This window comes from Pandoraea horticolens (assembly GCF_902459555.1).
In the GTDB taxonomy this organism is placed as follows: Bacteria; Pseudomonadota; Gammaproteobacteria; order Burkholderiales; family Burkholderiaceae; genus Pandoraea; species Pandoraea horticolens.
On record NZ_CABPSM010000049.1, the window covers coordinates 1 to 1,730 of the forward strand.

Below are 1,730 nucleotides of genomic sequence, written 5' to 3' on the forward strand. Positions count from 1 at the left end.
TCGAAATATCCAGGCCAATCACGGTAGCTACGCAATTCATGATGGATTCTCCGTCTCAGGCGGGTTTGACGCCGCTGGTCACCCGACTCGACCGAGTATGCCGAAGCGTCTGGGGTGGGTGGAGTCCATTACATTACGTTTTTTTCCGTTTCGTGAGTTGCCCCCTATGACGCCCTGCTGGAGGTGGCCGCGTGAATCTCCAGCATGAACGAATTGCCGGGCTGTGCGCTCAGTTGAAGCTCGACCGTGTCGGTAGCGACTGGAGCATGCTGGCCCAGAATGCCGCCAACGCCGATGCCAGTCACGCCGACTTCCTCGAGCAAGTGTTGCTGAGCGAACGGGAGGCGCGCGAGGAACGCAAGCGCCAGACGTTGACCAAGATGGTTTCGCTGCCAAGCATCAAGACGCTGGAGCAATACGACTTCGGCTTCGCCAGCGGTGCGCCCCGCGCGCAAATCCAGGAGCTCGCCGGTCTCGCGTTCATCGAGCGGGCCGAGAACGTGGTGCTGCTTGGCCCGTCCGGCGTGTGCAAGACCCATATCGCCGGCGCGCTGGCCTATCGGGCGACCCAGGCGGGCATCAAGACGCGCTTCACCACGGCCGCTGACCTGAGATGCAACTGGCCACGGCCCGGCAGCAGAACCGGCTGAGGGAGTTCTTCAACCGGGCGGTGGTCGGGCCGAAGCTGCTGGTCATCGATGCGACCGGCTACCTGCCGTTCGGCCGTGAGGAGGCCAATCTGTTCTTTAACGTCGTCGCCAAGCGCTACGAGCGTGGCGCCATCGTGCTGACGAGCAACCTGCCGTTCACACAGTGGGCCACAGCGTTCGCTGACGACCAGACGCTGACGGCCGCGATGCTCGACCGGCTTCTGCACCATGCGCACATCGTGCAGATCGCCGGCGAGAGCTACCGACTGAAGGACAAACGCAAAGCAGGACAGACCCCGCGGGCAAGCGCGAAGGCAGCCGCGTGACACGGTGTCCAGGTGGGTCAGATTTACTTCGGCGACTTGCCGAAAGGTGGGTCAGGATTCAGCCGACGTTGACAGCCAGCCCCGGCAGGACCTTCAGCGCCCAACGATGCGACGTCTCCCCGATCGGCTTATCGCGACAGAACCTCGTTGATCGCTTCAATATCCAAGGGTACGTAAACGATTGGCCCATTGCTCAAACCAGCGTTCCGCCAAGGTGCTTCGTCCCAGAGGACCCATTGGCACCGAAACAGGATCTATTACGTCGAAACCTTCGTAGTACAGTCGCATTCCTGTTCTGTTTAGCATCCCATGGTGCGATGTATTTTGGATTGGCAGGGCCCAATCTCTATCACCCATCCGCCGAAAACCGAGCCTACCCAAGACACTTTTGGTTTGCAGTCGCTGGAATACATTGTCACCGGTGCGACCGGTCCAGGTTGCCGCAATTCCGGGCGGCTGGTTCTCGTCCCAGGTGATGCGACCTTCTCGAAGTTCCCGTCTATACCAAGTTCCCGGGTCAATGCCCTCACTTGCGTATGGAGAAAGTCCGTGTGACGACGAGCCAGGGAAATCCCCCCCCCCGCCTTCAGACACACGTCGTCTAATAGCAGCTTGGAAAAATTGCTCGTCGCCGGTGCCGAGCAGACGCTCTTGGGTGATGGACGGGGCGGTCGGGGCCGGTCGCCCCGAAAAATTGGGGCGAGGCTCGGCGTGCCCAACGATTCGTCCGAATGACTCGACGGTTTCACCTCCG

1 pseudogene is annotated in these 1,730 nt (G+C 60.8%); it reads left to right on the plus strand.

What is annotated here, in order from left to right:
- Positions 1–191: 191 nt before the first annotated feature.
- Positions 192–976: pseudogene (gene istB, locus PHO31112_RS26965) on the plus strand (IS21-like element helper ATPase IstB).
- Positions 977–1,730: the final 754 nt, after the last annotated feature.